Source organism: Saccharopolyspora antimicrobica (assembly GCF_003635025.1).
Taxonomy (GTDB): domain Bacteria; phylum Actinomycetota; class Actinomycetes; order Mycobacteriales; family Pseudonocardiaceae; genus Saccharopolyspora; species Saccharopolyspora antimicrobica.
The window spans coordinates 1,443,476-1,468,217 of record NZ_RBXX01000002.1 but is presented as its reverse complement, the minus strand read 5'-3'; the positions used below and the strand labels follow the sequence as shown (position 1 = coordinate 1,468,217).

Annotated in this window: 22 protein-coding genes, 1 other RNA gene and 1 pseudogene; 12 read left to right on the top strand and 12 right to left on the bottom strand. The window is 70.6% G+C overall.

The window, feature by feature from the left end:
- The first annotated feature begins 55 nt into the window (after positions 1-55).
- From ftsX to ATL45_RS07370, 6 genes are all read left to right on the top strand, one after another.
- Positions 56-952 carry a permease-like cell division protein FtsX gene (ftsX, locus tag ATL45_RS07395; RefSeq protein ID WP_093153215.1) on the top strand — a complete coding sequence of 299 codons (897 nt, stop codon included), beginning with the start codon at positions 56-58 and terminating at the stop codon, positions 950-952.
- 97 nt (positions 953-1,049) lie between these two features.
- Positions 1,050-1,526 (top strand): SsrA-binding protein SmpB, encoded by a 477-nt coding sequence (gene smpB / locus ATL45_RS07390; RefSeq protein ID WP_093153218.1) that lies wholly within the window; start codon positions 1,050-1,052, stop codon positions 1,524-1,526.
- Positions 1,523-2,425, top strand: a complete 903-nt coding sequence (locus ATL45_RS07385) for an amidohydrolase family protein (RefSeq protein WP_093153220.1) — start codon at positions 1,523-1,525, stop codon at positions 2,423-2,425. Before smpB ends, ATL45_RS07385 begins: the two co-directional genes overlap by 4 nt.
- 83 nt (positions 2,426-2,508) lie before the next feature.
- Positions 2,509-2,879: a transfer-messenger RNA gene (ssrA, locus tag ATL45_RS07380) on the top strand.
- 700 nt (positions 2,880-3,579) lie between these two features.
- Positions 3,580-4,881 carry an MFS transporter gene (locus ATL45_RS07375; protein WP_246025797.1) on the top strand — a complete coding sequence of 434 codons (1,302 nt, stop codon included), beginning with the start codon at positions 3,580-3,582 and terminating at the stop codon, positions 4,879-4,881.
- On the top strand, positions 4,868-5,557 hold the full coding sequence (locus ATL45_RS07370) for an aspartate/glutamate racemase family protein (RefSeq protein ID WP_093153225.1): 690 nt from the start codon (positions 4,868-4,870) through the stop codon (positions 5,555-5,557). The genes ATL45_RS07375 and ATL45_RS07370 overlap by 14 nt, the downstream gene beginning before the upstream one ends.
- 48 nt (positions 5,558-5,605) lie before the next feature.
- Here ATL45_RS07370 and ATL45_RS07365 read toward each other — a convergent pair whose 3' ends face one another.
- The 4 genes and pseudogenes from ATL45_RS07365 to ATL45_RS07350 all read right to left on the bottom strand — a co-directional run bounded on the left by ATL45_RS07365 (position 5,606) and on the right by ATL45_RS07350 (position 8,960).
- A complete protein-coding gene (locus ATL45_RS07365; protein ID WP_093153228.1) occupies positions 5,606-6,058 on the bottom strand; it encodes a TIGR03618 family F420-dependent PPOX class oxidoreductase in 453 nt (150 codons plus the stop codon).
- A 36-nt stretch (positions 6,059-6,094) separates the two neighbouring features.
- Positions 6,095-7,627: an AMP-binding protein gene (locus ATL45_RS07360; RefSeq protein WP_093153230.1), complete on the bottom strand. Its 1,533-nt coding sequence runs from the start codon at positions 7,625-7,627 to the stop codon at positions 6,095-6,097.
- Between the two features lie 176 nt (positions 7,628-7,803).
- A pseudogene (locus ATL45_RS07355) lies at positions 7,804-8,511 on the bottom strand (enoyl-CoA hydratase/isomerase family protein); the annotation flags it as partial.
- 17 nt (positions 8,512-8,528) lie between these two features.
- Positions 8,529-8,960, bottom strand: coding sequence for an acyl-CoA thioesterase (locus ATL45_RS07350; RefSeq protein WP_093153236.1), 432 nt, complete (start codon positions 8,958-8,960; stop codon positions 8,529-8,531).
- Positions 8,961-9,074: 114 nt separating this feature from the next.
- Here ATL45_RS07350 and ATL45_RS07345 point away from each other — a divergent pair, with 114 nt between their 5' ends.
- On the top strand, positions 9,075-10,715 hold the full coding sequence (locus ATL45_RS07345; protein ID WP_093153238.1) for an amidohydrolase: 1,641 nt from the start codon (positions 9,075-9,077) through the stop codon (positions 10,713-10,715).
- Between the two features lie 251 nt (positions 10,716-10,966).
- Here ATL45_RS07345 and ATL45_RS07335 read toward each other — a convergent pair whose 3' ends face one another.
- The gene (locus ATL45_RS07335) at positions 10,967-11,668 is read right to left on the bottom strand and encodes a TetR/AcrR family transcriptional regulator (RefSeq protein WP_093153240.1); all 702 of its coding nucleotides are present in this window, start codon (positions 11,666-11,668) and stop codon (positions 10,967-10,969) included.
- 181 nt (positions 11,669-11,849) lie between these two features.
- Here ATL45_RS07335 and ATL45_RS07330 point away from each other — a divergent pair, with 181 nt between their 5' ends.
- Positions 11,850-13,250, top strand: a complete 1,401-nt coding sequence (locus ATL45_RS07330; RefSeq protein ID WP_093153243.1) for an amino acid permease — start codon at positions 11,850-11,852, stop codon at positions 13,248-13,250.
- 15 nt (positions 13,251-13,265) lie between these two features.
- On the opposite strand, the gene ATL45_RS07325 is transcribed toward ATL45_RS07330, so the two are convergent.
- From ATL45_RS07325 to ATL45_RS07315, 3 genes are all read right to left on the bottom strand, one after another.
- Positions 13,266-14,669 (bottom strand): vWA domain-containing protein, encoded by a 1,404-nt coding sequence (locus tag ATL45_RS07325; RefSeq protein WP_093153245.1) that lies wholly within the window; start codon positions 14,667-14,669, stop codon positions 13,266-13,268.
- Positions 14,666-15,523, bottom strand: coding sequence for an AAA family ATPase (locus ATL45_RS07320; protein WP_093153524.1), 858 nt, complete (start codon positions 15,521-15,523; stop codon positions 14,666-14,668). The genes ATL45_RS07325 and ATL45_RS07320 overlap by 4 nt, the downstream gene beginning before the upstream one ends.
- 238 nt (positions 15,524-15,761) lie before the next feature.
- Positions 15,762-16,763: an Lrp/AsnC family transcriptional regulator gene (locus ATL45_RS07315; protein ID WP_093153248.1), complete on the bottom strand. Its 1,002-nt coding sequence runs from the start codon at positions 16,761-16,763 to the stop codon at positions 15,762-15,764.
- 100 nt (positions 16,764-16,863) lie between these two features.
- Here ATL45_RS07315 and ATL45_RS07310 point away from each other — a divergent pair, with 100 nt between their 5' ends.
- Together ATL45_RS07310 and ATL45_RS07305 are read left to right on the top strand one after the other, a co-directional pair.
- Complete coding sequence (locus ATL45_RS07310; RefSeq protein ID WP_093153250.1) at positions 16,864-18,339, top strand: amidohydrolase family protein; 1,476 nt, start codon at positions 16,864-16,866, stop codon at positions 18,337-18,339.
- 151 nt (positions 18,340-18,490) lie between these two features.
- Positions 18,491-19,771 carry an MFS transporter gene (locus tag ATL45_RS07305; RefSeq protein WP_093153253.1) on the top strand — a complete coding sequence of 427 codons (1,281 nt, stop codon included), beginning with the start codon at positions 18,491-18,493 and terminating at the stop codon, positions 19,769-19,771.
- On the opposite strand, the gene ATL45_RS07300 is transcribed toward ATL45_RS07305, so the two are convergent.
- Together ATL45_RS07300 and ATL45_RS07295 are read right to left on the bottom strand one after the other, a co-directional pair.
- Complete coding sequence (locus tag ATL45_RS07300) at positions 19,768-20,433, bottom strand: hypothetical protein (protein WP_093153255.1); 666 nt, start codon at positions 20,431-20,433, stop codon at positions 19,768-19,770. The two genes, ATL45_RS07305 and ATL45_RS07300, sit on opposite strands and share 4 nt — an antisense overlap.
- Positions 20,434-20,533: 100 nt before the next feature.
- Positions 20,534-21,262, bottom strand: coding sequence for an SDR family oxidoreductase (locus tag ATL45_RS07295; RefSeq protein WP_093153258.1), 729 nt, complete (start codon positions 21,260-21,262; stop codon positions 20,534-20,536).
- On the opposite strand from ATL45_RS07295, the gene ATL45_RS07290 reads away from it, so the two are divergent.
- Positions 21,261-21,470, top strand: a complete 210-nt coding sequence (locus tag ATL45_RS07290) for a helix-turn-helix domain-containing protein (protein WP_093153260.1) — start codon at positions 21,261-21,263, stop codon at positions 21,468-21,470. The genes ATL45_RS07295 and ATL45_RS07290 overlap by 2 nt on opposite strands.
- 4 nt (positions 21,471-21,474) lie before the next feature.
- Here the strand turns inward: ATL45_RS07290 and ATL45_RS07285 are convergent, their stop codons facing one another.
- A complete protein-coding gene (locus tag ATL45_RS07285) occupies positions 21,475-21,918 on the bottom strand; it encodes a hypothetical protein (protein ID WP_093153263.1) in 444 nt (147 codons plus the stop codon).
- 229 nt (positions 21,919-22,147) lie between these two features.
- Here ATL45_RS07285 and ATL45_RS07280 point away from each other — a divergent pair, with 229 nt between their 5' ends.
- Positions 22,148-22,783 (top strand): TetR/AcrR family transcriptional regulator C-terminal domain-containing protein, encoded by a 636-nt coding sequence (locus tag ATL45_RS07280; RefSeq protein WP_093153266.1) that lies wholly within the window; start codon positions 22,148-22,150, stop codon positions 22,781-22,783.
- On the opposite strand, the gene ATL45_RS07275 is transcribed toward ATL45_RS07280, so the two are convergent.
- Positions 22,773-24,728 carry a UvrD-helicase domain-containing protein gene (locus tag ATL45_RS07275; protein ID WP_093153269.1) on the bottom strand — a complete coding sequence of 652 codons (1,956 nt, stop codon included), beginning with the start codon at positions 24,726-24,728 and terminating at the stop codon, positions 22,773-22,775. The genes ATL45_RS07280 and ATL45_RS07275 overlap by 11 nt on opposite strands.
- Between the last annotated feature and the right edge of the window lie 14 nt (positions 24,729-24,742).

Genomic DNA, 24,742 nt, shown 5'->3' with positions numbered 1-24,742 from the left:
CGCCCCCGCGGCCCTGAGCACACCACCCCCGACCGGCTAGGAAAGCTGACACAAGATGCGCGCGAGCTTCGTATTCAGCGAGGTCGTCAACGGCCTTCGGCGCAACGTGACGATGACCATCGCGATGATCCTGACGACCGCCGTTTCGGTCGGTCTGCTCGGCGGCGGTCTCCTCGTGGTCCGGATGATCGACAAGATGCAGGAGACCTACCAGGACCGCGTCGAGGTCGTGGTGTTCATGACCGACGACGTGAGCGCCAACGACAACGACTGCTCCCAGCAGCCCTGCGCGAACATCATGGCCGACCTCAAGCGCGTGTCCGGCGTGGAGTCGGTGCGGTACGAGAACCGCCAGCAGGCGTTCGAGAGCTTCAACAAGGTCTTCGAGTCGCAGCCCGAGCTGCGCGACGTCGCCCGCGCCGAGGCGATGCCCGCCTCGCTGCGCGTCAAGCTGAGCGACCCGGAGCGCTTCGGGGCCGTCAAGCAGGAGTTCAACGGCCGCCCGGGCGTGGACAACGTGGTCAACCAGGCCGACTACCTCGACCAGGTGTTCGGCATGCTGAACCTGATCCGCAACATCGCCTTCTTCATCGCGCTGGTGCAGGCGCTCGCCGCGCTGCTGCTGATCTCCAACACCATCCAGCTCTCGGCGTTCACCCGCCGCACCGAGACCGGCATCATGCGCCTGGTCGGTGCCACCCGCTGGTACACGCAGCTGCCGTTCCTCCTGGAAGCGGTGGTCTCCGGTCTGATCGGTGCGATCCTGGGCATCCTCGGCCTGTCGGGCTTCAAGGCGCTGTTCCTCGACCGGGTAATGGCGTCGTTCGGCGGCATCGTGCCCAGCGTCGAGTGGGGCGACGTCGCGGTGATCTCGCCGATCCTGCTGCTGGTGGCAGCGGTCATCTCGGCGGGTACGGGCTACGTCACACTCCGCCTCTACGTCCGCCTGTGAGACGTGCCGGAGGGCCGCGGTTCCAGCTGGGGCCGCGGCCCTCCGGCGTTCGCGGCGGCACCGAAACTCGGGTGACACGGCAGCTAGAGTTGTCGGCATGGTGAAGGAACGCGGCCGCAAGGTCATCGCGCAGAACCGCAAGGCGCGGCACGACTGGGCGGTGCTGGACACCTACGAGGCCGGCATCGCGCTGACCGGCACCGAGGTGAAGAGCCTCCGGCAGGGCAAGGCCCAGCTGGTGGACGGCTTCGCCACCGTCGACCACGGCGAGGTCTGGCTGCGCAACGTGCACATCCCCGAGTACACCGAGGGGACCTGGACCAACCACGAGCCGCGGCGCTCCCGCAAGCTCCTGCTGCACAAGCGCGAGATCCTCCGGCTGGTCGGCAAGATCAAGGAGAGCGGGCTGAGCCTGATCCCGATGTCGCTGTACTTCAGCGACGGCCGGGCGAAGGTCGAGCTCGCGCTCGCGCGCGGCAAGAAGGCGCACGACAAGCGGCACGACCTGGCCAAGCGCGATGCCCAGCGGGAGATGCAGCGCGCCATCGGCCGCGCCCGCAAGGGCATGCGTTGACGGCGCCGCGCAGCGACGCCGAGATCCCGGCCTGGCTGGCCGAGCTGGGACTGCCCGGTCTGGTCGACATCCACACCCACTTCCTGCCCGAACGCGTGCTGGACAAGGTGTGGGCGTACTTCGACCGGGCCGGTGAGCACTACGGCGTCGAGTGGCCGATCCACTACCGGCACTCCGAGCAGGACCGCCTGCGGATCCTGCGCGAACTCGGCGTGACGACGTTCGCGCCGCTGGTCTACGCGCACAAGCCGGGCATGGCCGAGTGGCTGACGGACTGGGCGGTGGACTTCGGGCACCGCACGCCCGGCGCGGTGCCGACGGCGACGATCTTCCCGGAGCCCGAGGTCGCCACCTACCTCGCCAAGGCGCTCGACGCCGGCGCGAGGTGCGTGAAGATGCACGTCCAGGTCGGCGCCTTCGACCCGCGCGACGAACTGCTCCAGCCCGCGTGGGGACTGCTCGCGGAGGCCGGGATCCCGGTGGTCGTGCACTGCGGTCACGGCCCGATCCCAGGCGCCCACACCGGGCTCGACGTGTTCGAGCAGGTGCTGCGCCGCCACCCCGCGCTCGTCGCGGTGCTCGCGCACGCCGGAATGCCGGACCACGACGTCGCGTTGGACCTGGTGGGCGCGTACCCGGGCGTGCACCTCGACACCACGATGGTCGGGGTCGCGTTCAGCGAGAACTTTGCGGCGCTGCCCGCGGACTGGTCGGCGCGCCTGGCCGATCACGCGGACCGGGTCGTGCTCGGCACCGACTACCCGAACATCCCGTACCCGTACGCCGAGCAGCTGGCGGCGATCGCGGGCTGGGCGGAGGCCGACGACCGGCTGGGGACGAAGTTCCTGCGTGCGGTGCTGCACGACACTCCGGCGAAGCTGCTCGGCGGGTCTTCGTGATCGTTTCAGGGATATGGGAATGATCGCCGGGACGTCAGGCGCTATGCTGGGGTACACCGGTTCGAAAGCCGAGCCGGTAGCGAGGGGGTGAACGGTTTCGACTCCGTACGTTGATCCAAGGGAAGCGTGCCGGTGCAGGCAGGAGACCACCGTGAGCGTCGCTGCAACGTTATAAGCGCCGACAAGAGTCAGCGCGAGTTCGCCCTCGCCGCCTGAGCGAGGAGCGACTCTGTCGGACCGGGATTGCCTCCGACCCGGGATCCGGCATCAGCTAGGAGGCTCTTACCGCCAGGTCCGGTCGCGGGACCTGGTGGGACATCCAACAGCGACTGGGCTCGTCACATCGGCTAGTTCGCGAGACCGGTGGAGCCAAGCAGAGGCATAGCGAACTGCGCACGGAGAAGTCTTGGTGAAGCGACGGAGGACCCGGGTTCGATTCCCGGCACCTCCACTTCGATGAAGCGCCCTGCTCGCGCGGGGCGCTTCGCTTTTTCTCGTTCCGGGTTTGATTGCGGGGGCCGAGCCCCCGCAGGCCCCCACGGTGCGGGGGTGACGTTTCGTCGGCTCCTTGCGAGGGGCGGCATTCCCGGCCTGCTCGCGGACCAGCCCCTCGTCGGGCTTTCTGTGGTTCCTGGGGTGCGGATGTTGTTGCTTCGGCTCCTGCTGATCGCCGTCGGTGTGCCGGTTGGGGAGCAGGTGCGCTTCACTGCGACTGCCTCCCGGATTGGTGGCGGCTGGACTTCTCCGGTGGGGCCTGGGCTGTGCGCGTCGCTTCTGCTTGAGGTCGGGTCGCCGACCGAGCCCTCGCTCTGCGCTGCGCGGAGGTGCATCGTCCGCTGTGGACGGCCAGTTGGTGGCGAACCGTGCTGTGGCGCAGGCGGCTTCGTGCCCTGAAGTTGTCGGCCGGGTGCTCCGTTCGGTCTGGTGGATGGGTGGATTGCGGGCTACACTTCCGCTTCATTCTGCGAAGTGAGAAGTATATTTCACATCGCGGAAGGTCTATATCCATGCAATGTGGCATCGGAGGTAGGGCTGTGGAAACGGCATCCGGTCGGTCCGGGAGATCGTCCGACGGAAAGGTCGCCTTAGCCGACCAGATCGAGAACGCCTACGGTCGAATCGGCGTCACCAGTGCGCACAAGCACATCTTGATCATGGTCCTGATCGGCATCTGGTTCGACGCCCTGGAGCAGAACGCCGTCGGGCTCACCGGCCCCGTGCTGCAGGAGTCCTGGGGTCTCGGCGGGGCCGAGATCGGCTTCCTCAACACGATGACCTTCACCGCGACCGCCCTGGGGCGGCTGCTCACGGGCGTGATCATCGACCGGTTCGGCCGGCGGAAGATGCTGATGGTCAACCTGCTCATCTTCGCGGGCGGCTCGCTGATCTGCGCATTGGCGCCGAACTACGCGGTGCTCGCGGCCGGGCGCTTCATCGTCGGCTTCGGGCTCGGCGGCGAGATCTCGGTCGCGGTCATCATGATGGCGGAGCTCTTCGCCGCCCGGCACCGCGGCACCGCGGTCGGCCTGATCAACGTGACCTCGGCCGGTCTCGGCAACATGCTGGCGCCGCTGTTCGGCATCCTGGTGTTCTCCGTCTTCGACGGTCCGGACAAGTGGCGCTGGCTCTTCGGGCTGCTGTTCCTGCCCTGCGTGCTGATCATGTTCTTCCGCCGCTACGTGCCGGAGACCCCGCGGTTCCTCGCGGCCAGCGGGCGGATCGAGGAAGCCAACCTCGTGATCAACCGGCTGGCCAGGGGCCAGCTGAGCGGCCCGATCGAGAACCCGGAGCAGTACCTGACCGGAACCGCTGCGCAGGAACCGGGGAAGCCGCCGCGCTCGGACTGGCGCGGTGTCCTGCGGGGTCGGCTGCTGCGCCGCACGGTGCTGCTCACCGTGGCGGTGTGCATGTCCTACGCCGCGCAGATCTCGATGCTGACCCTGATGCCCACGATCCTGGTGGCCAGCGGCCACGACCTCACCTCCAGCCTGAGCTTCACCCTGCTGATGCAGACCGGTTCGCTGGTCGGCGCGATCGCCGCGGCCTTCGGCGCCAGCCGGCTGCCCCGCAAGAAGGTGCTCACCGGCGGCGCCGTCCTCGGCTGCGTGGCCGGGCTGTCGATCGCCGTGTTCTCCGACTCGCTGCCCCTGGTGCTCGCCTTCGGCTTCCTGTTCAACTTCTCGGTGATCATCGTGAACACCACGATCTGGTTGTTCGCGCCGGAGCTCTACCCGACCCGCGTTCGAGGCATGGGCACCTCGATCATCCTGGCGATGGGCTCGCTGTCCGGCGGCCTGTTCCCGCTGGTGGCCGGTTTCGTCTTCGACCTCAGCGGGCTGACCGGCATGTTCGCGATGCTGGCCGTGCTGTTCGTGATCCTCGGCATCGCGGTCCAGTTCCCGCCGGAGACCTTCGGCAAGCCGATGGAGGAGGACGAGCAGATTGCCCACGCCTGAGACCGGAACGGTGCTCCTGGTCAACCCGAACACCAACCGGGCGACCACCGAGATGATGCGCGCGCTCGCCGCGAGATCGCTGCGCGGCAGCGGGCTCGAGGTGGACGGTGTCACAGCGGGAGCCGGACCGTCGATGATCCTCGACCCGGTGGCGTTGAAGGAATCCGAGGAGCATGTCCGCGATGCCGTGCTGCGCGCGCTGGACGCCGCGGAGCGGGACTACCTCGCGGTGATCGTCGCCGCGATCGGTGACCCGGGCCGCAGCCGGCTCGCCGCGGAGCTCGACCTGCCGGTCGTCGGCATCGGGCAGGCGGCCATCGGTGCCGCGGGCCGGGAGGGGCGGCGGTTCGGCATGGCCACCAGCACGCCGCTGCTCGTCGATTCCCTCACCGCGCTGGTCGCCGAGCACGGGATGTCGGAGGGCTTCACCGGTGTCCGGCTGACCGAGTCGGAGCCGCTGGTGCTGGCGGCCGATCCCGAGCGGCAGTTCGCCGAACTGGCCGCGGCGGTCGACCGGTGCACCGGGGCGGACCGTGCCGAGGCGGTGATCATCGCAGGTGGGCCGCTCAGCGAGACGGCCCGCCGGATCGCCGAGGCCCGCACCTGCGAGATCGTTGAACCCATCCCGAGCGCGGCCGAACTGGTGCTGCAGGAGTTGTGGACGGCCGGGAGCTGAGCGCGCCGGGAAGCGCCCTGCGAGCACAGGGCGCTTCCCGAGCCCGGTTCAGACGTCGAGCGCCGTGCCGTACAGGCGATCCACCTTCAACCGGATGACCAGTCGGCGCTCGGCGACCAGCTGTTCCAGGAACGCTCCTTCGTCCTCCGGCTTCGCGGCTGCGGGGACGATCGAGAGCAGTTCCCGCCCGACCGCGTCGCCGGGGACGGTCGTGACCTCGGAGGCCTCGGCCTCGCCCTCGGCAACGGCGAACGACCACACGTCGGCGCCCTGTACGTGGAGCGACGCACGCGGATCGCGCCGCAGGTGGCCGACCTTGACCCGGTCGGCCGTCGTCGAGAACCGCACCACCCGGGCTTCCGGGTCCCAGCTGTACAGCATGGTGGTCAGGTGGGGATGCCCGCTGCGCTTGACGGTGGCGAGCGTGCCGAACTGCTGCTTGCCGAGCAACCCGGAGAGGGCTTCGTCGGACAGCGGGCGAGGTGCCGGTCCTTGTGCCATGGCGCGATCAACGTCCGCGGACGCTCGGGAAATTCCCTAAGTCCACTGCTGGGTCTTGCGGTCGTACTTGGGGGAGCGGTCCTGTGCCAGCTCGGTTCGCAGGGCCGCCTTGGAGACCCGTTCCGAGGGCGTCAGCGGCACCGCGGTTCGGAAGGTCCAGTAGCGGGGGACCTTGAAGTAGGCCAGTTGTTCGCCGCAGAAGGCCGCCAGGTCCTCCGGGGTGCAGGTCTCGTCGCGGAGGACCAGGACGGCGTGGACCTCTTCGCCCCGCAGCTCGTCCGGCTCCGGCAGGACGGCGGCGATGTCCACCGCCGGGTGCAGCTGGAGCACCCGTTCCACCTCGCCCGCGGTGATGTTCTCACCGCTGCGGCGGATCATGTCCTTGGTCCGGCCCGCGTAGTAGACGCGGCCGCGGTCGTCCATCCTGGCCAGGTCGCCGGTGTGGAACCAGCCGGAGCGGAACGCCCGATCGGTGGCCTCCGCGTCGCGGAAGTAGCCGTGCATCAGCCCGACGCCGCGGATCGCCAGCTCGCCGGTGGTGCCCCGCGGCACCGGTTCGCCGGAGTCGCCGAGGATCGCGACCTCCCGCCCGGCGATGGCCCGACCGAGACAACCGGTTCCCACGGTGTCGTCGTGGTCCTCGGGCGTCATCCGGATGTCGCTGCCGGTCTCGGTCATGCCGAACGCCTCGAACCACGGGACGCCCCAGCGCTTTTCGAGCGCCGCGTGCAGGTCGGCCGGGATCGCCGATGCGCTGATCGCGCGCACCCGGTGGTCGCGGTCGTGCGGTGACGGCGGCATGTCCAGCAGCAGCTTCGGCATCAGGCCGAGGCAGTAGAGCCAGGTGACCTCGTGCTCGCGGACCTTGGACCAGAACGTCGTGGGGTGGAAGCGGTCCAGCACCACGAGCCGGGCGCCGGAGGCGAGGCCGAGCGCGGTGTTCCACTGCGGATCGACGTAGTGGAAGGGCTGTGCGGTGAGGATGGTGTCCTGCGCGCCGATCCGCGGGAAGCCCTCGACCAGCCCGGCGGCCAGCGAGGTCCAGTAGCGGTGCGGCAGCACGCACCCCTTCGGCGCCCCGGTGGTGCCCGAGGTGTACTGGATGTTGGCGACCGTCTCGGGCACCGGTGCGGCGCACTTCGGTGCCGGCGCGTCGGGGATCGGGATGGCGTCGACGTCGAGCACGTGCTGCAGGGACGTGGAACTCCTGATCCGCGCGAGCAGTTCAGCGTGCTGCGCCGTGGTCAGAACGACCCGCGCGCCGGAGTGCGCGAGCACGTGCGCGGCGTCGTAGTCCTGGTAGCGGATGTTCACCGGGACCACCGCCGCGCCCAGCTTGGTCGCGCCCAGCCAGGCGAGCGGGAACTCCGGCCGGTTGTCGAGCATCACCGCCACGCGATCGGTCGCGGTGACCCCGTGCTCGGCGAGCAGCGCGGCGAAAGCATCGCTGCGCCGGTCGACCTCGGCGAAGGTCAGCTCCCGGCCGAGCGCGTCGAACGTCCACGCGACTCGCTCCGGCCAGCGTTCGGCCGCGTTGCGGACGAGATCCGCGAGGGACAGGTCGCTCATGCTGTTCCACCTCTCCGCGATGCTGTTCCGCCTCTCCGCGATTCACAGTGGTGGTTGCGTTCGGGACTTATCTCGCGTTTCGGGGTTTCTTGTGGCCGGGTTGCGTCACGGTCCCCTGAGGTGCGGTTGAGGAGGGCTGAAGTCGATACCGGACTGCCTCCCTCGGTGCTCAGCTCGTCGGTGCGGATCGCGTGGCGGATCTCCAGCGCCAGGGCCGATTCCACCGCGCGATCGGTGCCCGCGTCGATGGCCTCCTTGGCCATCGCCAGCGGTGCCGCCGGGAGTTCGGCCAGCCGCCGCGCCCAGCTCATCGCGGTCGCCAGCAGCTCGTCGTCCGGGATCACCGCGTTGACCAGCCCGAGCCGATGCGCGGTGGCGGCGTCGAGAGGCTCGCCGAACATCACCAGCTCCTTGGCCCTGATCGGGCCGACCAGCATCGGCAGCAGGGCGGAGAGCCCACCGGTGGCGCTGAGCCCGAGGCCCACCTCGGGGAAGCGGAACTGCGCGCCCTCGCCCGCCAGCACCAGGTCGCAGCCCAGGGCGAATTCCGCACCCGCACCCACGGCGTGCCCCTGCACCACCGCGATCACCGGGGCCGGGCAGCTGCGGATCCGGCGGGTGACGTCCTGGATGCGGTCCAGCCGGGCTCGCACCGTGGCGGGATCTTCGGGCGGCGCCTTCAGGTCGTGACCGGCGCAGAAGGCGCGGCCGCGACCGGTGAGCAGGACAGCGCGAGCGGTGCGCGCGGAGTCGAAAGCGGCGACCAGCTGTTCCACCAGCGCGGTGTTCACCGCGTTCAGGGATTCCGGTCGGTTCAGCCGGATCACGCCGATGTCGCCGTCGAATTCGGTCTCGACCAGCGTTCCGGTCCGGGGTTCGGACATGTCGTCTCCTCGTGGTCTCAGCCGGCCAGCAGGTTCGTCCGCCACTCCGGCATCCGCGGCGACCAGGGCAGCGGTCGGCCGTCGGCGTCGACCTTCACGATCGTGCGCGTGCCGGTGGCGTTGGGTGCTCCGGGCGGGCCGCAGCGGAAGGTCCAGGTCGCGCTGGTCCGGCCGAGCTCGGTGAAGTGCAGTGCTACCAGCAGGTTCCCGGTGTTGCCGACGGGCGAGTGGAACAGGACGTCGAACCGGCGCACGACGTAGTGCAGGTCGGGGTGCCGGTTCAGCACGGTCGCGGTGTCGAAGCCGGCCGCCGCGAAAGCCGCGGTCTGGGCCCGTTCGACGTGCAGCGCGAAGCGCGCGTTGTGCAGGTGACCGTTGGGGTCCAGCTCGTCGAAGTGGACCGGCGACCAAAAGTCGATCGCGTGCGGTCCGCTGCTCGGTTCTGACACGCCGCCTCCGAACTAGTCGATCGATCGATCGACAGAGTAGGGTCGGCGTCGGCCGGTGCGCAAGACTGCGTGCTCGGCGGTCCACCGCCTGAACCGGCAGTTGGAGGATCATTCATGCACTTGGACGTCCTGTTCACCAACGGCGACATCACCACCCTGGACCCCGAACGCCCGACCGCGAGCCGGATGGGCGTGCTCGGCGGCGTGCTGGTCGGCCTGGACGACGACCTCGACGGCTGCACCGCCGCCGACGTCATCGACCTCCGCGGCGCACCGGTGGTCCCGGGCTTCCACGACGCGCACCACCACCTGAGCATGCGCGGGCAGCGCAGCCTCCAGCTCGACCTGCGGCCCAGCGCTGTCACCAGCATGGACGCGCTGCGCACCGCCGTCCGCGAGCACGCCGAGCGGCTGCCGGAAGGTGCCTGGGTGCGCGGGCACGGCTACGACCAGAACCGCCTCGGCGGTGCCCACCCGACCCGGGCGGAGCTGGACGCGCTGACCGGCGGCCGACCGGCCTGGCTCGCGCACAACTCCGCGCACATGGGCGTGGTCAACACCGCGGCGATCCGGGCGATGGGCTTCGCGGATCCTCGCGCCCTGCCCGACGTTCCCGGCGGCACGGTCGAACGCGACGCCACCGGCGCGCCCACCGGGCTGCTCACCGAGCAGGCCCAGTCGCTGGTGTACCGCGTGCTCCGGCCGCAACCGATCGAGGACTTCGTGCGGGCCATCGAGCTGGGCTCGGAGCTGGCCCTGTCCGAAGGGCTGACCAGCATCACCGAACCCGGCATCGCAGGGCGTCTCACCGGCAACGGGCCGGCCGACCTGCACGCCTTCATGATCGCCCGGGAGCGGGGCGTGCTCGGGGTGCGCGCCACCGTGATGCCGGAGATGGCCGCGCTGCACGACATCGACGGGAGCGAACCGGGCTTCGGGCTCGACCTCGGCCTGCGCACCGGGCTGGGCGACGACCACCTGCGGGTCGGGGCGGTCAAGCTGTTCTCAGACGGTTCGCTGATCGGCCGAACAGCCTCGATGTGCTGCGATTATGCCGACGCGGTCGGCAATCGCGGGTTCACCCAGGACGATCCGGAGCGGCTGCGCGAGCAGATCTCGCGGGCGCACCGGGCGGGCTGGCAGATCGCCACGCACGCCATCGGCGACGCGGCCGTGCAGCTGGTCCTGGACGCCTACGCCCGCGCCCAGCGGCAGGTGCCCCGCGCCGATGCCCGGCACCGCATCGAGCACTGCGGTGTCACCAGCGACGCGCAGATCGCCGAGATCGCACGGCTGGGCGTGGTCCCGGTGCCGCAGGGCCGGTTCGTGGACGAGCTCGGGGACGGGATCATCGCCGCGCTCGGCGAGGAACGGGCGCAGCTCGCCTACCGGCAGCTCAGCTTCCTGCGCGCAGGCGTCGAGGTCCCGGGCAGCTCGGATTGCCCGGTGGTGGAAGGCGCGCCGCTGCTGGGAATCCACGCGCTGGTCAACCGGGAAACCGCGGCCGGGCAGGTGCTGGGCGCCGAGGAGCGGCTGACCCCGTTGCAGGCGCTGCGCGCCTACACCCGCGGCTCGGCCTACGCCGACCACCAGGAGCACCGCAAGGGCCGGCTCGCGCGCGGCATGCTCGCCGATTTCACGGTGCTCTCCGAAGACCTCACCCGCGTCGACCGCCGCGCGATCAAGGACGTCGAAGTGCTGGCCACCGTCGTCGGAGGCGAGGTCAAGCACAACCGGCTCGGCTTGTCCGCCTGACCGAGCCGACTGACCGTCAGGCCCGCAATTTCAATGGAAATCGGGTCTTCGATTTCAATGGAAGTTGCAGGCCGTCGGCGTGTTGGGGCCTGACACGTCGGGGTGCGTCGGGAACCTTCGCAATTTCAATTGAAATTGGACGTCTGATTTCCATTGAAATTGCATCCGTTCCGGAGCCGGAGCCGGAGCCGGAGCCGGAGCCGGAGCCGGAGCCGGAGCCGGAGCCGGAGCCGGAGCCGGAGCGGGTCGGGTCAGCCGCGTGTTGCGCGGGCGCGCATGGATGGCAGCTGGATGTGCCAGATCTCCTCGACCAGGCCGTGGACGTCGGCGGCCTCGGGCAGCGCGGTCGAGGCGAGGCGGGTGGCCGGGACACCGAGCAGCTGGAGCGCCAGTTGCGCGTGCGCCGTGGCGATCGCGTCCAGCTCCTCCTCGCCCTCCGGCGAGTACCACTTGGCCACGCCGGAGCACATCTCCAGCACCGCCATTCGCGCGAAGCGCTGGTCCGGGACCGCGAAAACGCCGCGCTCGCAGCCGTCCGCGACCGCGCTGCGCCAGAACTCCTCGTAGCGGTCCCGGATCTGCACGATCGTGCTCCGGCGTTCGGCGTCGAGCACTCCGAGCTCGTTGTCCACCACGGTCGTCTCGTCGCGGTGCAGCGCGTGCGTGAGCACGTGCACGTGGACCAGGCTGGCGATGATCGCCTGCGGCCGGTCGGTGTCCGCCGAGACCCGTTCGGCCGCCATCACCAGCCGGTCCAGGCAGGTCCGCATGATGGAGAACAGCAGGTCCTGCTTGGTGCCCATGTAGTGGTAGAGGGTCGCGGGGGAGAGCTGCGCGGCGTCGGCGAGCTCGCGGATGCCGGTGCCGTGGAAGCCCTGCGCGGCGAACAGCCGGACGGCCGCCTCCCACACCTGCTGCTGCGTGTCGTCCCCTGAGCGTCCTCGTCCGCTCATCGCCTCGCGCTCCCCCCGGAATACCGGTCGACTGATCGATCTGAGTGACCGCAACCGTACCGGCGACGAGGCGGCCGCATCGACCTCGGGCGGGCAAAGACCTATTGACCTCCCGATTTCCGGCACCTATCGTGCATGGATCTCTCGATCGATCGATCGGTTGAGGCATCTTGGAGGCAAGATGAACGATCAATCGCCATCCGTTGAGCAGACCCGGACGACCGGGGCGCGCGGGCTGCGACCAGCGCTGCGGGACCGGCAGATGAGCATGATCGCGATCGGCGGGGTGATCGGCGCGGGCCTGTTCGTCGGCAGCGGCGCGGTCATCAACAAGGCCGGTCCGGCGGCGCTCGTGGCGTACGCGATCGCCGGGCTGCTCGTCGTCCTGGTCATGCGGATGCTCGCCGAACTGTCCGTCGCCGCACCGAGAACGGGCTCCTTCGCCAGCTACGCCTCGCGAGAGCTCGGCAGCTGGGCCGGGCTGGCGATCGGCTGGCTCTACGCGTACTCGTGGAGCGTCACCGTCGGCGTGGAGGCCGTCATCGGCGGCGCGCTGCTGCACGGGATCCTGCCGGTGGTGCCGGACTGGGCCGCCGCGCTGGTGTTCATGCTGGTGCTGACCGGGTCCAACCTGATCGCGGTGCGCGCCTTCGGCGAGGTGGAGTTCTGGTTCGCGCTGATCAAGGTGATGGCGATCGTCGCGTTCATCGGGCTCGGCGTGCTGGCGATCTGCGGCCTGCTGCCCGGCGTGCCCGCGCCCGGCGGGGCGAACCTGTTCGAGCACGGCGGTTTCGCGCCCAACGGCTGGTACGCGGTGCTGCCCGCGCTGCTCGTGGTGTCGTTCGCGTTCAGCGGCGCCGAGGTCGTCACGATCGCCGCCGGCGAGGCGATGCGCCCGGCGGAGGCGGTGCGCCGAGCCGTCCGCACCACGATGGTGCGCATCCTGGTCTTCTACATCGGCTCGATCGCGGTGATCGCCACGCTGCTGCCCCACGACGCCGCCGGGATCACGGAGAGCCCGTACTCGGCGGTCCTCGACCGGCTGGGCATCCCGAACGCGGGCCTGATCATGGACCTGGTGGTCCTCGTCGCGGTGCTGTCCTGCCTGAACTCGGGCATCTACACCGCGTCCCGGATGCTGTACGCGCTGGCGGGCAACGGCGAGGGCCCGCGGGTGCTGGCCCGTTCCAACGCGGCCGGGGTGCCGGTTCCGGCGGTGCTCGTGGTGGCGCTGGCCGGGCTGACGACCGTGGCGGCGAACTACTTCGTCAGCACCACGGCGATCTTCGACTTCATGGTGGACTCCAGCGGTTCGGTGATCGTCCTGCTGTACCTGACGATCGCGGCCACCCAGCTGCACAGCCGGGCCCGAGCCGAGCGCGACGGCCAGCACCTGCCGGTGCGAATGTGGGGCTACCCGTACGTGTCCTGGGCGGTGGTCGTCGCGCTGGTGGCGTTCCTGGTGCTGATGGTCGTCGACCCCTCCACCCGCCACTCCCTGGTCCTGACCCTCTCCGTCGCCGCAGTCGCGGTCACCGTCGGCCTCCTGAGGCAGAAGCGCGGGGCTCCGCCTGCGGGCTGACCGACATCCGCGGAGTCATCGCCGGTCCAGGTTTCGCACGAGGTCGGTCAGCTGGGCGAGGTTCCGGCACTCGGCCATCTCGACGATCTCCTCGTAGGCGAGCGCGGCGGAGTCGCCGGTTCCCCAGTTCGCGCGGGGTTCCGGGTTCAGCCACAGGGTTCGCCGGCACCGGTCGGTCAAGCCGGCCAGGACTTCGAGCGCCGGGTCGTAGTTGTTGTTGCGGGCGTCGCCGAGGACGAGCAGGACGGTGCGCGAGGTGAGCACGTGGGCGTGGTCGGCGGCGAACTCCGCGAACACCCGGCCGTGATCGGTGCCGGTGCCCGGGAACTGGAGGGTGGCGCGGCGGACTTCGGCCAGGGACTCGGCGGCGTCGCGGCCGCGGCGGAGGTGCTCGGTCACCTCGTGGACATCGCGGACGAAGGCGAACACCCGGGTGCGGGAGAAGACCTCGTGCAGCGCGTGCACCAGCAGCAGGGCGAAGTGCGCGAAGTTCGCCACCGAGGAGGAGACGTCGCACAGGACGACGAGTTCCGGTTTGTGCGGCCGGCGCGGCCGGTAGCGGGGTGCGATCGGGACGCCGCCGGTGGCCAGCGCGGACCGCAGGGTGCGGCGGAAGTCCAGCGTCCCGCTGCGGGTGCCGTGGCGGCGCTCGCGGTGGATGCGGGTGGCGAGCTGCCGGGCCAGCGGGCGGATCGCCCGGCGGATCGCCGCCAGCTCGGCTTGCGAGGCCCCCAGGAACGGAACCTGGTCCAGCGTGGGCGCGGTCAGGTTGTCGGCGACGTAGTGCTCACCCTTCTGCTCGGCGATGCGCCGGTGGGCCTCGGCGGTGACGAGTTGCTCGAACTGGCCGATGCGGCGGGTGAAGCGGGATCGGGCCGCGGCGCCGGTGGTGTTGCGGGGCCGCGCCTGCCCCTCCGCGGTGCGGATCAGACCGGCCAGCAGCGTGGTCGGATCCAGTTGTTCCAGTGCGGCGCGCGGTGACCACGAGCCGGGATTCGCGCCCGCGCCGGGGGAGCTGCCGTAGCGGGCGAGGGCGCGGCGGGCGATCTGGACGAGTGCGGTGTTGTCGCCGTCGAACAGCGCTTGGGCGAGTTCGGTGCGCATGGCGTGGAGTTCGGGGGACGTGCCGTGGGCGCCGGTGACCTCCACTTCGAGGTCGACCGCCGCGCCGTCGGTGTCGGTGGTGCGGCCGTCGCCGATGGCGGGCGGGAACCACAGGTCGAACAGGGCGTTGAAGACCGCGACGTCGTTGTGGCGCTTGATCAGCGTGGCCGCGTAGGCGACCCGCACCGCCTCGCGGTCGAGGAGGTCGACGACGCCCAGGGCGCGGGCGGCGTCGATGCCCTCGGCGGTGGAGGCCGCGATGCCGTGCGCGCGCAGCGCGGCGAGGAAGTCGGTGTGCCGGTCCAGCAGGCTCATCGTCCGCGCAGCTCCAGCGCGGCGAGGGCGCGCTCGTGGTCGCCGGGGTGTTTGAGCACCACCCCGAGCGTCGCCTCCAGCGCCGGGTCGTTGAGGTCGTCGATGCCGAGGGCCAGCAACGAGCGGGCCCAGTCGATGGTCTCGGCGATCGACGGTGCCTTGGTCAGCTCCAGGTTCCGCAGCGCGGCCGCGACCTCGGTGAGCTTGCCCGCCAGCTGCTCGCCCAGCGCGGGAACGTGGGTGAGCACGATGTCCCGCTCCCGCTCCGGGGTGGGGTAGTCCATGTGCAGGTACAGGCAGCGCCGCTTGAGCGCTTCGGAGAGCTCGCGGGCGGCGTTGGAGGTCAGCACCACGAACGGCCGGTGCCGGGCCCGCACGGTGCCCAGCTCGGGCACGGTGATCTGGAAGTCCGACAGCACCTCCAGCAGCAGCGCCTCGAACTCCAGGTCCGCCTTGTCCACCTCGTCGATGAGCAGCACGGTCGGCCCCTCGCGGCGGATCGCCGCCAGCAGCGGGCGCTCCAGCAGGAACTCCGGGGTGAAGATGTCGGCGCGGGTGTGCTGCCAGTCCGCATCCTGCCCGGCCTGGATCCGCAGCAGCTGCGTGGCGTAGTTCCACTCGTACAGGGCGCGGCTCTCGTCCAGGCCCTCGTAGCACTGCAACCGGATCAGCTCCGCGCCGGTGGCTGCGGCGACCGCCTGCGCCAGCCCGGTCTTGCCCACCCCGGCGGGACCCTCGATCAGCAGCGGTTTGCCGAGCCTGCCGGCCAGGAACACCGTCGTGGCGGTGGCCGACCCGGCCAGGTAGTCCACTGCGGACAGTCGTGCGCCGACGTCGTCGGAGGTGTCGAACACGCCCACTCCTTCTTCTCGTTGGTCAGCGATCCGCCACGCCTCAGCGCCTCGGTCGAGCCACCGCTCGCTTCGTCACGTTGCGCAGGCGCCGCCGTGATCACCGGGGTGCGGAGCGCGAATCCGCCGGGCGGGGTGCACGGAACGATCGAGCAACAGCCGGACCGTACTGGGTTGTCGACCCGGAACAGCCGCTCCGCGGTGTGCGCTCCGTCACAGCAAAGCCGGAAGGAGTGGCGGGTCAGCCGGGCGGTATCGCGGCCCAGGGATCCACCGGGATCACCCGGGTGCTCCTGCCCTGGTCGTCGAGGATCCGTCCGTGGACCTTCGTCATCCGCAGGACCAGCTTCCGGTCCACGACCGCTGCGCTCGGGTGCTCCTCGGCCAGGCGGAGCAGCAGGTCGTCGAGGTGGTGCAGCGAGCGGAGGCCGACGATCAGGCCCAGGTTCGCCGGGCTGATCACCGCTGCGCAGTGGCGGGTTTCCGGCCAGGCCCCGACCGCTCGGCCGACCTGGTGGACCTCGGTGTCCGGGACGGTCAGCCAGAGCAGGGCCATGCCGTGCCAGCCCGCCAGCGGCCGGGCCACGTCGCAGCGGAACGCGATGTCGCCGTGGCGGCGGAGGCGGTCCAGGCGGCGTTTGACGGCTTGCGGTGAGGAGTTCAGCTCCGCGGCCAGGTCGGTGTAGCTGCGGCGACCGTCGTGGCCGAGGGCCAGGAACAGGGCGCGGTCCTCGGCGCCGAACGGCCGGAACTCCCGCGGTGGCGGGCCGATCTGCTCGCGGACCTGGTCGGCCTGGCTGCGGTTCATCACGCCCAGGCGCCAGATGACGCCGCCGAAGGTGCTGCCGAAGACGTGGCTGCGGACCTCGGTGACCTGCGGGGGCATCGGCAGCGTCCGCAGCAGCACGTCGGAGATCGCCGCCCAGGACGGCGCCATGATCAGCGCGAATACCTGGTACTCGCCGGTGGTGATGCCGACGGTGATCACGTGCGGCAGCTCCGCCAGCTGGTCGGCGACCTGCGTCGCGGTGCCAGGCCCGCAGGCGAATTCGACGGTCGCGCCCCGCGAAGCGCTGTTGCCCAGCGCCACCGTGGTCCAAGCCGCTCCGGCGGCGGTCAGACGTTGCCAGCGGCGGGCGAGGGTGATCGGGGCCAGTTCCAGGACTTCGGCCAGCGCGGTCCAGCTGGCCCGCGGGTTGATCTGCAGCGCGTCGACCAGCGCGAGGTCCACTTCGTCCAGCACGGTGCCCTCCGGTGTCGTTATCGGACATCCAAGCCGCCCGGAACGGGGAAATCCATCGTTCCGGGCGGCTTGTGGTGAGGTTTCTCCGACGCTGCTTCGCATGTGCGAGCCACAACACTTCGACCTGGTGCTGTCCGGGGCCCGGGTCATCGACCCGGAGACCGGGCTCGACGGGGTGCGCAACGTCGGCATCGACGGTCGGCGCATCGGTGCGGTCACCACCGACCGGCTGACCGGGAACACCGTCGTCGACGTCTCCGGCCGCGTGCTCGCGCCGGGCTTCATCGACCTGCACAGCCACGCGCAGACGGTGACCGGGCTCCGGTTGCAGGCCATGGACGGCGTCACCACCGCGCTGGAGCTGGAAGCGGGCGCGCTGCCGGTGCGCACCGCCTACGCCGAAGCCGCCGCTGAGGGACGGCCCATCAACTTCGGGTTCTCGGCCGGTTGGGCGCTGGCGCGGATGCACCTGCTCGACGGCGCCGAACCGGGGGCGTCGTTCGACGTGTTCGCGAAGTACCAGGGCGCGCCGAACTGGCGCCGCCCGGTCGGCGCACGGGATCTGGCGCGGGTGCTGGACCTGCTGGAAGAGCAGGTGCGCAGCGGTGCGCTGGGCATCGGGATGCTGGTCGGCTACGCGCCGGACTCCGGGCGGGACGAGTACTTCGCGGTCGCCTCGCTGGCCGCCCGGCTCGGCGTGCCGACCTTCACGCACACCCGGTTCATCTCCACCGAGGAACCGGGAACCTCGCTGGAGGGAGCGCTGGAGGTGATCGCGGCGGCCGCGGGGACCGGCGCGCACATGCACATGTGCCACATCAACAGCACGTCGAACCGGATGATCGACGACGTCGCGGGCGCGGTGGAGCGGGCCCGGGGCTACGGCGTGCAGGTCACCACGGAGGCCTACCCGTACGGTTCGGCGTCGACCGTGATCGGTGCGGCGTTCCTCGCCCCGGAGAAGCTGCACCGGCTCGGGATGCAGCCGCGGAACATCTTGCGCGTCGCCACCGGGGAGCGGATCGCCGACGCAGCGCGGCTCGCCGAGCTGCGCGAGCAGGACCCCGGCGCGCTGATCCTCTTCGACTGGCTGGACGAATCCGACCCGGCGGATCTCTCCACGTTGCAACGGTCCCTGCTGTTCACCGACACGGCGATCGCTTCGGACGCGGTGCCGCTGGTGGGCCAGGACGGCGACACCTGGCCGGTCGCCGACGGCGTGCACACCCACCCGCGCAGCGTCGGCTGCTACGCCCGCACGTTCGGCTGGCTGGTCCGGGAGCTCGGGGTGCTGTCGCTGGCGGAGGCGGTGCGGCGGTGCACGCTGCTCCCGGCGCGGATCTTGGAACCGGCGGCACCCGCGATGCGCCGCAAGGGGCGGATCCAGGTCGGTGCCGACGCCGACGTCGTGGTCTTCGACCCCGGCACCATCGCCAGCCCCGCCACCGGAACGCGGGTGCTGACCTCCACCGGCGTCGACCACCTGCTGGTGGGCGGGACCTTCGTGGTCCGCGATGCGCAGATCCAACTCGACCGGCTGCCGGGTGAACCGGTCTTCGGCCGCCATCGCGACTGATGGAGCAGACATGACACCCCATGTGTCAACCCGAGTTCTGCCCGACCGCACCTCAGGGGACCGCGATGCAACCCAGCCACGAGAACCCGCGCAACGCGAGATCGATCCCGGGCGCGACCACCACTGAAAATCGCGGAGAGGCGGACGAGACATGACCCAGACCGCTGCGGCAGCCGATGCCCTCTACCGGCGGGTGAGCTGGCGGATCTTGCCGCTGCTCATCCTCTGCTACACCTTCGCCTACCTGGACCGGGTGAACATCGGGTTCGCCAAGCTGCACATGCAGGCCGACGTCGGGATCAGCGAGGCCGTCTACGGGCTGGCCGCCGGGATCTTCTTCCTCGGCTACGTGATCTTCGAGGTGCCCAGCAACCTGCTGCTGGCCAAGATCGGCACCCGCAAGACCATCTTCCGCATCATGGTGCTCTGGGGCCTCACCTCGGCCGCGATGATGTTCGTCAGCGACGCGATGACCTTCTACGTGCTGCGCTTCCTGCTCGGCGTGTTCGAGGCGGGTTTCGCGCCCGGCATCATCTTCTACCTCACCTACTGGTTCCCGCCGGCGCGGATGGCGGCGGCGATGGGGCTGCTGATGCTGCCCGGGCCGATCGGTTCGATGCTGGGCGGGCCGGTCTCGTCCTGGCTGATCACCAACTTCGACGGCGTCGCCGGGCTGCACGGCTGGCAGTGGATGTTCCTGCTGGAGGGGCTGCCGTGCGTGGCGCTCGGACTCGTCGTCTGGAAGACGTTGGCGGACACGCCGGAACAGGCGAAGTGGCTCAGCGCGGACGAGCGGGAACTGCTGCGGCGGGATCTCGCGGTGGACCGGGACAAGGGCCAGCACAGCTTCCGCCAGGTGCTGCGGGATCCGCGCGTGTACCTGCTGGCGCTCGGCTACTTCTGCCTGATCAGCGGCCTGTACGCGGTGAGCTTCTGGTTGCCGACGATCCTGCAGGAGAACGGTCTCACCGACACCGTGACCATCGGCCTGTACTCGGCGCTGCCGTACGCGTTCGCCATCGTGCTGATGATCGTGCTGGGTCGGCGGTCGGACCGCACCGGCGAGCGGCGCCTGCACAGCTCGGTGACCGCGCTGATCAGCGCCGCCGCACTCGCGGTCGCGGCGTTCACGGCGAGCAACTTCGCCGTGTCGCTCATCGCGATCGTCGTCGCGACGGCGTGCATGTGGGCTTCCTACACGGTGTTCTGGTCGATGCCCGCGGCATACCTGAAGGGCACCGCCGCGGCGGGGGGCATCGCGCTGATCAACAGCATCGGCCTGCTCGGCGGATTCGTGAGCCCGACGCTCATCGGCTTCGTCAAGGACGCCACGGGAAGCACGGTGATCGGGCTGCTGTCCATGGTCGTCCTGCTGCTGGTCGGCAGCATCGCGATCTACGCCAACCGGCTGCCCACGGGCGAGCCGTCCTAGGCTGCGGCGCGGAGCGCTTCGGTGCGCAGTTCTCGTTGCCGGATGACGAGTTGAGCTGCCAGGACGAGGAGTTGGCAGAACGGGGAGGGGAAGCCGAGGACGAGACCGGTGGCGAAGTCGATCAGCACGGCCGCCACCGCTGCGGCGAGCATGCCGTTGGTGGCGGTCGGAGGTTTCCGGGTCGTCGCCCACGGGGTCCGGCGCCAGGGCTTGGCGATCGAGAGCCACGCCTGGAAGGCGATCGCCGAGGCCATCAGAGCCGTGCCGACCAGCAGTGCGAGCGTCGGCGCGGGGCGGCCGGTCGCGGCTTCGGCGACCGAGTCCTGCAGTGCGCGGGAGAGGAGGAAGATTCCCGCGTAGAGCTGGACGACGGTGATCGCGAACTTCGCCAGCACCCACCAGTTGCGGAAGAAACCCCAGGCGGTGGAGGCGGAGAGCATGAATCCGGTGAACGCGGAAGCGTTCGCGAACGGGCCGAGCAGACTCACGTCCACCACGTGCGCCATCGACGTCGCGGCCACCCGGACCGACGGATCGCTGCTGGTGAAGCTCGTCGTCAGCAGGGCGAAGAGCACCAGCGCCTGGGCCATCCAACCGACCGATGTGATCACGTGCAGCCAGACGACAGCCTGCCGCCAGCGCTGAGAGCTCGTCCTCGCCATGCCCACGAGGTTCCGGCACGCGCGGGCGGGGCAGATCCAGCGAATCCCGGAGAAAACCCCGAATTGAACCCCGGGCCCGACCGGATGCGGGTACGGCTGATCAGAAGTTGCCGCCGCCCGCGTTGATGATCTGGCCGGTGATCCAGCGTGCGTCGTCGGAGACCAGGAACGCGGTGAGGTCCGCGATGTCGGCAGGTTCGCCGATTCGGCCCAGCGGGGTTTCGGCGGCCATCCGCTGCAACGCCTCCTCGGGTTGCAGTTCCAGCAGCGCGTCGGTTCGGGTGGCGCCGGGGCGCACGCTGTTCACCGTGATGCCGCGCGGCCCGAGCTCCCTGGCGAGGACTCGGACGAGCTGGTCGACAGCCGCCTTCGCCGCGCCGTACAGGCCCGTGCCGGGGCGGTGGTTCGCGGTGACACCGCTGGAGATCGCCACGATGCGGCCGCCGTCGCGCAGGCGGTTGGCCGCTTCGCGGAGGGCGGTGAAGGCGGTCCGGGTGTTGGTGCCGAACAGCAGGTCGTAGTCCGCGTCGGTCGATTCGGCGATCGGTGCGAAGCGGGCCGTGCCGACGTTGTTGACCAGCACGTCGAGGCCGCCGAACTGCTGCTCCGCGAAGTCGAACAGGGCGCGCAGCTGCGCCGGGTCGGTGACGTCGGCCTGCGCCGCGACGGCTCGGCCGCCGCCCGCTTCGATCCCGGCGACGAGCTCTCCGGCGGCGGCCCGGTCCGATCGGTAGTTGACCACCACGCTCAGGCCGTCCGCGCCGACGCGCTCGGCGATGGCGGCCGATGCCGCGCGCGAGCTCCCGGTGACCAGGGCTGATCGCGGCATGGTCGACCGCCTCGAGCGCCGCGAACTGCTGTCCCGGGCGGCCGACCGCAACGACCGCCGCGTCGCCCGCCTCTCGCTCACCGCGGAAGGTGCGGCTCTGGGCGGGCAGATCCGTGCGGCGTTCTCCGAAGCGGTCGCCGAGCGGTGGGGTTCGCTGGACGCGGCCGACGTCGGCGCCATCGCGCGGCTCGCCGCCCCGCGGGGCTGAGGTGTCATCGCTTCCAGAGCAGGAACACCGCGGCCAGGCCTGCTAGGGCGGGGAGCGCTCCGAGCGCGCTGTGGAGCGGTGGGACGACGTTGGTGTACGCGCCGCCGGAGAGCGACAGGTTGAGCAGCGCGGCGGAAGCTCCCAGCGCGAACATGATCGTGCTGACCACGCGCGCCCAGCGGGCGTGCTTCCGGGCGCCGATGATCGACCACACCCATCCCGCGATGCCGAGCACGCCGATCACCGCCAGGTAGCCGGCTATCGCGTTGCGGTCGGTCGCGATCAGGTCGTCGGGCCAGTTCGGGTAGGCGCTGCGCACGTGGTCGCCGAGGCTGTCCACGGTCGCCACGTCGATCAGCGGTGCCAGTGCGGCGAGCGCCGTGAGCGCCAGTCCGACGTACATGACGCGGACGGCTTTTCCGGTTTCGGGCAGTGCAGGGGCGGACATCGGTTCTTCTCCATGATTCTTACGTTGTAAGTTTCTGCGTCTACCGTAGACTTACGCCGTAAGAATTGCAATCGCACGGAGATGGCCATGACACCCCTCGTGTCAACCGGAGTCCTGCTCAACCGCACCTCAGGGGACCGTGATGCAACCCAGCCGCAAGAAACCGCACAACGCGAGAACGGCCCCGAGCGCAACCACCGCTGAAAATCGCGGAGAGGCGGGACCGCACATGTCCACCAGTCGCACACGTGGTCAGCGCGCCGGGCTGACCCGGCAGGACGTGCTCGGAGCGGCGCTGGCGCTCGTCGACGCCGAGGGCCTGAAGGTGCTGTCGATGCGGCGGCTCGGCGCCGAGCTCGGCGTGGAGGCGATGACCCTCTACCACTACGTGGCCAACAAGGACGCCCTGCTGGACGGGCTGGTCGAGCAGCTGCTCGCCGAAGCGGCCGCGCCGCAGGTGAGCAGCGGCTCGTGGCAGGTGGACCTGCGCAACTACGCGCACGCGCTGCGGGACGCGCTGCTGGCGCACCCGAACGCCATCCCGCTGGTGGTGTCCAGGCCCGCGGTGACCTCGCGCAACCTGGAGATCATGGAGGGCGTGCTGAGGACGCTGCGCGACGCCGGGTTCCCGCTGGAGGTCGGGCTGGACGTGCTGTTCTCGCTGGCCGGCTTCGTCGTCGGGCAGGTGGTGACGGAGGCCGACAGCCGGGTGGAACCGTCCGAACAGGTCCGCCACCTGTCCGATGTGGACCCGGATCGGTTTCCGCTGCTGTCCGAAGCGGCGGCCAGGGCCAGCGACCGGGCCGGTGCCCGGTCGCGCTTCGACTTCGCGCTCGACGCGATGATCGCCGGCTTCAGCCGGTGAGGGTGGCGATCCAGAGGTGGTCGCGGGCCCTGGTCCGGGCCACCAGCCGGTGTCGGTTCGCCGCTTCGATCTCGTCCCGGTGGTCGTGCGACCGGGTGCGCTCGTCGGGGAGGAAGACCGCCCGGAACTCCGTTCCCTTGGCGCGGTGCACTGTGCCGATGTGGATCGGGCCGGAGGTGCGGCCGTTCCAGCGGTCCAGGGCGCGGACGGTGAAGCCCGCTTCGCGGAGCACCTGGTCCCAGTGCTGGGCCGCTCCGTTGGTGCGGGTGAGGATCGCGGTGTCGGTGTCCTCGTCGAGCTCGCGGAGCGCGGCGATCAGCGCCTCCTCCTGGTCTTCGCCCTGCCAGTGCACCACGTTCCCGCCGCGCAGGACCGGTAACGCCGAGCGCAGCGTCACCGTCGGGCCGCCGTCGAGGTCGTCGAAGCGGTTGATCGCGTCGAGCTCGCCCGCCTGCTGGAGGATCGCCGCCCGGTTCCGGTAGTTGCGGCGCAGGATCTCGCCCCTGCCCTGCAACGAGATCCCGGCCTCGGACAGCCGCCAGCCGCCCGGGTACACCTGCTGCTGGCCGTCGCCGACGAGCAGCAGCTGGTCGGGGCCGTCGCCGCTGATGGCGTGCACCAGGCGCAGGCCGATCAGCGTCAGGTCCTGGACCTCGTCGACGACCACCGCCGCGTACTGGCGGGGCAGCGGCCTGCGGTCCAGCTCGGACAGCGCGCGCATCAGCACGTCGTTGTGGTCGAAGGCGTCGCGTTCGGACAGCTCCCGCTCGTACTCGCAGTAGAACTGCCAGACGCGGGCGCGGAGTTCGGCGGGCAGCGGACGGCCGCGGCCCTTGCGCGGCACGTGCTGGTAGGTCTCCAGCGCGCTGATCCCGCGCCCCTTGATGACCCGGTTGATCTCGTCCTTCCAGTAGCTGCGGGAATTGCGGAAACCGCGCAGCGGGGCGGTCAGCTCCGCGCGCTGCCAGACCGCTTCGAAGGCCTGCTCGACCTGCTGCTCGTCCACGTCGGCGGCACGTCCGCGCTGGTCCAGGAAGTCCCGGGCCCAGGCGTGCAGGTGGGTGAACTCGATGCGCTGGACCAGGTGCGGGGCCAGCGAGCGGAACTGCTCGGCGGCGATCTGCGGCAGCGTGCGCAGGTGCGTGGTGAACAGCAGCTTCCCGGTCGTGCGGCGGGAGAGGTAGGCCAGCCGGTGCAGGGCCAGCACGGACTTCCCGGTGCCCGCCGGGCCGGTGATGCGCGCCGGGCCGGAGTAGCGGCGGCGCACCGCGCCGAGCTGCGTGTCGTCCAGGAAGATCCGCCAGTCGCGGAACGGCCGCTCCAGCGCGCGATCCACCCGCTCGCGGCGCAGGTCGGGCACCTCGAACAGGCCGGATCCCGTGGCCTGGCCCGGTTTTCGCTGCTGCGGGATGCGCCGCGGGTGCCACATGATCGGGGACAGGTCGAACGTCCTGCAGTCCAGGTGGCGGGCGATGCTCAGCGCTTCGGCCGGTTCCAGCAGTCGTTCGCCGTGCCGCAGGACGCGGTCCAGCTCCGCTTCGGTGATGGCCAGGTGCTCACCGCTGTGGCCCTTGCGACCGCGGTGGTCGGCCGGGTGCACCACCACCGTGCGGGCCACCGCCTCAGTCACCGCGCCCGCCTCGGTCGACGCTCCGGCCAGCAGCTCCGCGGTCCAGACGAAGGCCGCCCGGGTGTCCTCCCACTCCGGTTCGGCGTCGCGGAGCAGGACCACCAGCACGCCTTGCGGACCCACCAGCACCGCGTCCGGGCGGTTGGCCGGGGTGTGCGGGGCGAACTGGTTGAGCAGCGGGTACCAGCCGCTGCCGTGCTCCACGGCGAACCGCTGCAGGACCCGGTGCTGCCAGCTCGGCAGCAGGCGGTCGCGCAGCTCCGCTTCGGCTTCGCGGCGCAGTCGTTCCTGGCGGTGGTGGAAAGTCCCGGTCACGGCGCCTCCTGTCT

What these genes read in the sequence shown, in the direction of transcription:
- ATL45_RS07310 (WP_093153250.1), top strand. Translation starts at nt 16,864, where the DNA reads ATGTGCGAGCCACAACACTTCGACCTGGTGCTGTCCGGGGCCCGGGTC.
- ATL45_RS07280 (WP_093153266.1), top strand. Translation starts at nt 22,148, where the DNA reads ATGTCCACCAGTCGCACACGTGGTCAGCGCGCCGGGCTGACCCGGCAG.
- ATL45_RS07295 (WP_093153258.1), bottom strand. Translation starts at nt 21,262, where the DNA reads ATGCCGCGATCAGCCCTGGTCACCGGGAGCTCGCGCGCGGCATCGGCC.
- ATL45_RS07300 (WP_093153255.1), bottom strand. Translation starts at nt 20,433, where the DNA reads ATGGCGAGGACGAGCTCTCAGCGCTGGCGGCAGGCTGTCGTCTGGCTG.
- ATL45_RS07305 (WP_093153253.1), top strand. Translation starts at nt 18,491, where the DNA reads ATGACCCAGACCGCTGCGGCAGCCGATGCCCTCTACCGGCGGGTGAGC.
- ATL45_RS07335 (WP_093153240.1), bottom strand. Translation starts at nt 11,668, where the DNA reads ATGAGCGGACGAGGACGCTCAGGGGACGACACGCAGCAGCAGGTGTGG.
- ATL45_RS07285 (WP_093153263.1), bottom strand. Translation starts at nt 21,918, where the DNA reads ATGTCCGCCCCTGCACTGCCCGAAACCGGAAAAGCCGTCCGCGTCATG.
- ftsX (WP_093153215.1), top strand. Translation starts at nt 56, where the DNA reads ATGCGCGCGAGCTTCGTATTCAGCGAGGTCGTCAACGGCCTTCGGCGC.
- ATL45_RS07290 (WP_093153260.1), top strand. Translation starts at nt 21,261, where the DNA reads ATGGTCGACCGCCTCGAGCGCCGCGAACTGCTGTCCCGGGCGGCCGAC.
- ATL45_RS07330 (WP_093153243.1), top strand. Translation starts at nt 11,850, where the DNA reads ATGAACGATCAATCGCCATCCGTTGAGCAGACCCGGACGACCGGGGCG.
- ATL45_RS07360 (WP_093153230.1), bottom strand. Translation starts at nt 7,627, where the DNA reads ATGAGCGACCTGTCCCTCGCGGATCTCGTCCGCAACGCGGCCGAACGC.
- ATL45_RS07375 (WP_246025797.1), top strand. Translation starts at nt 3,580, where the DNA reads ATGGTCCTGATCGGCATCTGGTTCGACGCCCTGGAGCAGAACGCCGTC.
- smpB (WP_093153218.1), top strand. Translation starts at nt 1,050, where the DNA reads ATGGTGAAGGAACGCGGCCGCAAGGTCATCGCGCAGAACCGCAAGGCG.
- ATL45_RS07325 (WP_093153245.1), bottom strand. Translation starts at nt 14,669, where the DNA reads ATGAGCCTGCTGGACCGGCACACCGACTTCCTCGCCGCGCTGCGCGCG.
- ATL45_RS07345 (WP_093153238.1), top strand. Translation starts at nt 9,075, where the DNA reads ATGCACTTGGACGTCCTGTTCACCAACGGCGACATCACCACCCTGGAC.
- ATL45_RS07365 (WP_093153228.1), bottom strand. Translation starts at nt 6,058, where the DNA reads ATGGCACAAGGACCGGCACCTCGCCCGCTGTCCGACGAAGCCCTCTCC.